This window comes from Hansschlegelia beijingensis, from assembly GCF_045505405.1.
Taxonomy (GTDB): Bacteria; Pseudomonadota; Alphaproteobacteria; order Rhizobiales; family Methylopilaceae; genus Methylopila; species Methylopila beijingensis_A.
The window spans coordinates 1-6260 of sequence record NZ_JBJKEX010000174.1 but is presented as its reverse complement, the minus strand read 5'-3'; the positions used below and the strand labels follow the sequence as shown (position 1 = coordinate 6260).

7 protein-coding genes are annotated in these 6260 nt (G+C 70.0%); 4 read left to right on the top strand and 3 right to left on the bottom strand.

The features are described from left to right. Positions 1–26: 26 nt before the first annotated feature. Positions 27–305, bottom strand: a complete 279-nt coding sequence (locus tag ACIKT0_RS11455) for a BolA family protein (protein WP_407105469.1) — start codon at positions 303–305, stop codon at positions 27–29. A gap of 127 nt (positions 306–432) precedes the next feature. Here ACIKT0_RS11455 and ACIKT0_RS11450 point away from each other — a divergent pair, with 127 nt between their 5' ends. The 4 genes from ACIKT0_RS11450 (at position 433) to ACIKT0_RS11435 (ending at position 5007) form a co-directional block, all read left to right on the top strand. Next, a complete protein-coding gene (locus ACIKT0_RS11450; RefSeq protein WP_407105470.1) occupies positions 433–1059 on the top strand; it encodes a J domain-containing protein in 627 nt (208 codons plus the stop codon). 72 nt (positions 1060–1131) lie between these two features. Continuing rightward, a complete protein-coding gene (gene cobS / locus ACIKT0_RS11445; protein WP_407105468.1) occupies positions 1132–2130 on the top strand; it encodes a cobaltochelatase subunit CobS in 999 nt (332 codons plus the stop codon). A gap of 10 nt (positions 2131–2140) precedes the next feature. Further along, the gene (gene cobT, locus ACIKT0_RS11440; RefSeq protein WP_407105467.1) at positions 2141–4018 is read left to right on the top strand and encodes a cobaltochelatase subunit CobT; all 1878 of its coding nucleotides are present in this window, start codon (positions 2141–2143) and stop codon (positions 4016–4018) included. Beyond that, positions 4015–5007: an esterase-like activity of phytase family protein gene (locus tag ACIKT0_RS11435; protein WP_407105466.1), complete on the top strand. Its 993-nt coding sequence runs from the start codon at positions 4015–4017 to the stop codon at positions 5005–5007. Before cobT ends, ACIKT0_RS11435 begins: the two co-directional genes overlap by 4 nt. A gap of 2 nt (positions 5008–5009) precedes the next feature. Here ACIKT0_RS11435 and ACIKT0_RS11430 read toward each other — a convergent pair whose 3' ends face one another. After that, a complete protein-coding gene (locus ACIKT0_RS11430) occupies positions 5010–5558 on the bottom strand; it encodes a DUF3617 domain-containing protein (RefSeq protein ID WP_407105465.1) in 549 nt (182 codons plus the stop codon). Between the two features lie 75 nt (positions 5559–5633). After that, a partial coding sequence (locus ACIKT0_RS11425) for a Rossmann-fold NAD(P)-binding domain-containing protein (protein ID WP_474998500.1) occupies positions 5634–6260 on the bottom strand: 627 nt, incomplete at its 5' end.

The following is a 6260-nucleotide window of genomic DNA, read 5'->3' as shown; positions in this document are numbered from 1 at the left end:
CCGGCCGCGGCCGCGCAGACGCCGCTCTAGGGACGGCCCGGCTCGTCCGGCGAGCGCGCGTCGATCGCCAGCGCATGAACCTGACCGGCGAGTTCGCCCGCGAGCAGCGCGTTGACCCGCCGATGCCGGTCGATCCGGCTCACCCCCGAAAACGCGTCCGATACGACCCGCACGCGAAAATGTGTCTCCCCGCCCGGCCGCGAGCCGGCGTGCCCGGCGTGCAGATGGCTCTCGTCGACGACCTCCAGCCGCTGCGGGCGCAGCGCTTCTCTCAAGGTGCTCTCGATGCGGTCGCGCACGCTCATGCTAACTCTCCGTCTTCGCCGCTGAATCGCTCAAGGGCCGGGCTCGTCAAGCCGCCCGCGCGAAGAACGGCGTTGCGCCGCCGCATCCTTGTTCGGGTCAGCCGGCGCGACCATAATGGACCACGTGATGAAGCTCGACAGCCCCTGGTTCGATCGGATCCGCGTCTCCCGCTCCCGCCCCGAGGAGCGCCCGGAGCCGAAGGTCGCGCGCTGCCAGCATCCCGGCTGCCGCGAGCCCGGGACCTACCGGGCGCCGAAGGGTCGTGACCGCGAGAACGACTACTGGCGCTTCTGCCTGGAACATGTGCGCGCCTACAACTCTTCCTACAACTTCTTCGCCGGCATGTCGGACGAGGATTTGAAGGCCTATGAGAAGGATGCGCATGTCGGCCACCGTCCCACCTGGCAGATGGGACGCAACGGCCCTGCAAGCGCGGACGCCCGCAAGCAGAAGGGCCGCCAGCGTCAGCGCGGCTGGGCCAGCGATTTCGTATTCGAGGACGGCTTCAACGTCTTCGGAGAACAGGCCGCCGGCCGGACCGAGCCGGAGCGGGAGCTAAAAAGACTCGAGCGCAAGTCGCTCGAGTCACTGAATCTCGGCGCAAGCGCCACCCCCGAGGAGATCAAGGCGCGCTACAAGGAACTGGTGAAGCGGCTGCATCCGGACGCGAATGGCGGCGACCGCAGCACCGAGGACAAATTGCGCGAGATCATCCAAGCCTATAATCATCTCCGATCCGCCGGCTTCTGCTGATCCGAACCTTGAGCGCGCGTCCCGCGCGCCGCCGGGCCTGCCGCGCGGGCTCTCGCCCGGCCAGGAGGCCCCATGACCGTTCTCATCGACGCTCCGTCCGCCGACTCGCTCCTGCCCGACATGAAGGTGTCGGCGCGCCAGGTTTTCGGCATCGACAGCGATCTGGAGATCCCGGCCTTCGCCGAGGCGCGCGGCGCGGTGCCGGACCTCGACCCTGACTACCTGTTCGACCACGACACCACGCTGGCGATCCTGGCGGGCTTCGCCCGCAACCGGCGCGTCATGGTCACCGGCTACCACGGCACCGGCAAGTCGACGCATATCGAGCAGGTCGCGGCGCGGCTGAACTGGCCGTGCGTGCGCGTCAACCTCGACAGCCATGTCAGCCGCATCGACCTGATCGGCAAGGACGCGATCGTCCTCAAGGACGGCAAGCAGGTCACCGAGTTCCGCGACGGCATCCTGCCGTGGGCGCTGCAGAACAATGTCGCGCTGGTGTTCGACGAATACGACGCCGGCCGGCCCGACGTGATGTTCGTCATCCAGCGCGTCCTTGAGCAGTCCGGCAAGCTGACGCTGCTGGACCAGCGGCGCGTGCTGCGGCCGCACCCGGCCTTCCGGCTGTTCGCGACCGCCAACACCGTTGGGCTCGGCGACACCTCCGGCCTCTATCACGGCACCCAGCAGATCAATCAGGGCCAGATGGACCGCTGGTCGATCGTGACCACGCTGAACTACCTCGCCCACGACAAGGAGGTCGACATCGTGCTCGCCAAGGCCCCGCAGTACCGTGGGACGCCGAACGGCCGCGACACGGTGTCGAAGATGGTCAGGCTCGCCGATCTCACGCGCCAGGCCTTCATCAACGGCGACCTCTCGACGGTGATGAGCCCCCGCACCGTCATCACCTGGGCCGAGAACGCCGACATCTTCGGCGATCTGGGCTTCGCGTTCCGGCTCACCTTCCTCAACAAGTGCGACGAGCTCGAGCGGTCCCTGGTCGCCGAGTTCTACCAGCGGTGCTTCGGCAAGGAGCTGCCGGAGAGCGCCGTCAACGTCGTGATGAGCTGACCGCCCGACCGTGATCTCCAACCGCAAGCCCGGCGAAAAGCTCGCCCCGCCGTCCGAGCCGCTGAAGCGGGCGGTTGCGGGCTGCCTCCGCGCCATCGCGGGGGATGCGGAGGTCGAAGTCGCCTACGCGCCCGAGCGCCCGGCGCTCTCGGGCGAGAAGGCGCGCCTGCCGGAGCCGCCGCGCCGGATGAGCCCCCAGGACGTCGCGGTCCTGCGCGGCCATGCGGACTCCATGGCGCTGCGGCTCGCCTGCCATGATCAGAGAATGCACGCCCGGCTGGCCCCGCAGGGCTCGGAAGCGCGCGCCGTGTTCGACGCGGTGGAGCAGGCCCGCGTCGAGGCGATCGGCGCCCGGCGGATGGCGGGCTCCGCGGTGAACCTCGCGGCGATGCTGGAGGACCGCTACCACCGCGGCGCCTATGCGGACATCACCGACCGCGCCGACGCGCCGCTCGAGGACGCGGTCGCGCTGATGGTGCGCGAACGTCTCACCGGCCGGAAGCCCCCGGAGTCCGCCCGCAAGCTCGTCGAGCTGTGGCGTCCATGGATCGAGGAGAAGGCCGGGGCCGACCTGTCGCGGCTGGATCGCGTGCTGGAGGACCAGAACGCCTACGCCCGCACGATCCGCGATCTGCTGAGCTCGCTCGACATGGGCGAGGAACTGTCCTCCGACCGCCAGCAGAACGAGGAGGAAGGCGAAGCCGACGGCGAGCAGCCGCCCCCGCAGCAGGGCGAAACCGCCGACGCGCCGCAGGACCACAGCCAAGGCGCGGACGAGGCCGAGACCGAATCGTCGGCCGAAGCCGACGACGACGCCGAACAGATCGAGGCCGCCGACGCCCCGCCGACCGACGCGCCGGACGACGACGAACTCGGCGAGGCCGAGGAGGCGACGGAGCCGTGGCGGCCGAAGGACGATCGTCGCAACGAGCGCGACAAGCCGGACTACGTCGCCTTCACCACCAAATTCGACGAGGAGGCGCTCGCCGAGGATCTGTGCGACGCCGAGGAGCTCGCCCGCCTGCGGACCTATCTGGACAAGCAGCTCTCCGCTCTGCAGGGCGTGGTCGGCCGGCTCGCCAACCGGCTGCAGCGCCGGCTGCTGGCGCAGCAGAGCCGCGCCTGGGACTTTGACCTCGAAGAGGGAATGCTGGATCCCGCGCGGCTGTCGAGGGTCGTGATCGACCCGATGAGCGCGCTGTCCTTCATGCACGAGCGGGACACCGAGTTCCGCGACACGGTGGTCACGCTGCTGCTCGACAATTCGGGGTCGATGCGGGGCCGGCCGATCACGGTGGCGGCGACCTGCGCGGACATTCTCGCCCGCACGCTGGAGCGCTGCGGCGTGAAGGTCGAGATCCTCGGCTTCACCACCCGCGCCTGGAAGGGCGGCCAGTCGCGCGAGCAGTGGCTGGCAGCCGGCAAGCCGATGGGCCCAGGCCGGCTGAACGACCTGCGGCACATCATCTACAAGGCCGCCGACGCGCCATGGCGGCGCACACGCAAGAATCTCGGCCTGATGATGCGCGAGGGCCTTCTGAAGGAGAACATCGACGGCGAGGCGCTCGTCTGGGCGCATGAGCGCCTGCTCCGCCGTCCCGAGCAGCGCCGCATCCTGATGGTGATCTCGGACGGCGCGCCGGTGGATGACTCGACGCTCTCGGTCAATCCGGGCAACTACCTGGAGCGCCATTTGCGAAAGGTGATCCACGAGATCGAGACCCGCTCGACCGTGGAGCTGATCGCGATCGGCATCGGCCATGACGTGACCCGCTACTACCGTCGCGCGGTCACCATCGTGGACGCCGAGGAGCTGGGCGGCGCGATGACCGAGAAGCTGGCCGAACTGTTCGAGGAGACCAGCGGGCGCCGCGGCGGCCACGCGTGAGGTCGGCCTGGGCCGCAGTCGCCCTGCTCGCACTGATCGGCGCCGCCGCCGCGCAGCCCGCCCAGGCCCCGCTCGAGAGCCCGAAGGCGATCGAGGTCACGGCCTCCCCGATCGTTCATTTCGACAGCCGCACGCCGGTCGGCGCCGCCTATGGCCGGCTGGTCTTCCTCGGAGGCCTCCATCTGAGGTCGCCGGAACGGCGGTTCGGCGGCCTCTCCGGGCTGAGGCTTTCGGCCGATGGGCGGCGACTGACCGCGGTGAGCGATCGTGGCTCGTGGTTCACCGGCACGCTCAGCTACGACGGATCACGGCCGACCGGGCTCAACGACGTGGTGGTCGCGGACACGCCCGGGCGCGACGGCCGCCCGCTCCGCGGCCGCAGGGGCGCGGACACCGAGGGCCTCGAGATCCAGGGTCGCGTCGCCTGGCTCTCCTCCGAACGCGTCAACTGGCTGACCCGCTACCGCCTCGACGAGGCCGGCCTGCCGACCGGACGCGGCGAACCGGTCACGTTGCCGAAGCTCGCGACGCGGGCGCCGCCCAATGAGGGCTACGAGGCGATCGCCTCATTCGGTCCCGGCGTCCTGCTCCTCGTGGCGGAGCGGTTCCTCGACCAGGACGGGAACAACCGCGCCTTCGCGGTGGGGGCGACGTCATTCGCCTTCAGCGTCCGCCGCACCGACGATTTCTCGCCGACCGACCTCGCGCGGCTGCCGGACGGCGACTTCGTGCTGCTGGAACGGCGCTATCGGCGGCCGTTGTCGCTCAGCGTGCGCGTCCGGCGCCTGCCGGCGGCCGAGATCCGCGCCGGCGGGCTGGTCGACGGCCCGGTGCTGATGGAGGCGACGCTGTCCCAGGCGATCGACAATTTCGAGGCGATCTCGGCGCACCGGGGGCCGGACGGCCGCACCGTCCTGACCCTCCTGGCCGACGACAACTTCTTCGTCTTCGAGCGGACCCTGCTGATGCAGTTCGCCCTGCCCGACTGAGCCTACTGGATCTGCGGCGCCGGCATGTCGCGCACGTTCATGACGCGGCCGCCGCCGAGATCGATGTCGCCCGGCTTCATGCCCGCCTCGCATTCGCCGACGCGCGTCGCCTCGATCGTCGTCTGCTGGGTGCTCGGCCCCTGCGGCGAGACCCTGTCGAGCGCGCCGGGCGCGTCGCGCTGGCCGGTCATCTCCACCGAGGTCTTCATCGTATAGGCGCTGTTGAAGTCGCCGGTGATCACCGAATGGGTCACGGCCTGCATCTGACCGAGGCTGCACTGGCTGTCGAGGATGATCGCGTCGCCGTCGGTGCGCTGCTCCTGCCTGGAGCACATGCTGGCCGCCATGCCGCCGAACCGGTCGTTCAGCATCTTGTCGGTCTCGGCGTCCAGGCACATCCGGACGATCTGAGGCGGCATCGCGGCCGTGTCGACCTGGATCTTCATCTCCCACTGCCCGGGCTTGCGCGGCGGCAGGTTGAAACCGGCGGCCGCCGCCGGCGCCGCGATGGCGACGAGCGGGAGGAGGATCATGAAACGGCGCATGGGCATTGTTCCCTCAATCTTGCTTTGCGCGATTCCAGACCATGGCCTGAAGGCGCGGGCAAGGCCGCGGATCGCGCCGCTTCACCGCGCGAGCGCCGCCATCCCCTCGTGATAGGTCGGGTAGGCGAGCCGCACCCCGAGCCGCTCGCGCAGCACGCGGTTCGCGACCCGCTTGTTGGAGGAGTAGAAGCTGCGCTGCATCGGCGAGAGCTCGGCGGTCTCGAACGGGGTCTCGGGCGGCGGAGCGACGCCCATCAGCTCGGCCGCGTAGGCGATCACGTCCTGCGGCGGCGCCGGCTCGTCGTCGGTCACGTTGATCACGGGTCCGACGAGCGGACGCTCGACCCCCGCGGCGATCGCGGCCGCGATGTCGTCGACATGGATGCGGTTGAACACCTGCCCCGGCTTGACCAGCCGCTTGGCCGTTCCGGCGCGCAGATGCTCGACCGGGCCCCGGCCGGGTCCGTAGATGCCGGCGAGCCGAAGGATCTGGACGGGGACGCCCTTCGCGGCCCCGAAGGCGAGCCAGCTTGCCTCGGCGATGACGCGGCGCCGGCCGCGTTCGCTGTCGGAGTCCGGGGGCGTCGCCTCGTCCACCCAGCCGCCGGCGGCGTCCGCTACCGTGGTCGCCTGCCTCCCTTGCGGGTTAGCGCAGCGCCTTCGGGTAAAACCAACTCCCATGGTGTGACGGGCGGTGTGTACAAGGCC

What these genes read in the sequence shown, in the direction of transcription:
- ACIKT0_RS11455 (WP_407105469.1), bottom strand. Translation starts at nt 305, where the DNA reads ATGAGCGTGCGCGACCGCATCGAGAGCACCTTGAGAGAAGCGCTGCGC.
- ACIKT0_RS11450 (WP_407105470.1), top strand. Translation starts at nt 433, where the DNA reads ATGAAGCTCGACAGCCCCTGGTTCGATCGGATCCGCGTCTCCCGCTCC.
- cobS (WP_407105468.1), top strand. Translation starts at nt 1,132, where the DNA reads ATGACCGTTCTCATCGACGCTCCGTCCGCCGACTCGCTCCTGCCCGAC.
- ACIKT0_RS11430 (WP_407105465.1), bottom strand. Translation starts at nt 5,558, where the DNA reads ATGCCCATGCGCCGTTTCATGATCCTCCTCCCGCTCGTCGCCATCGCG.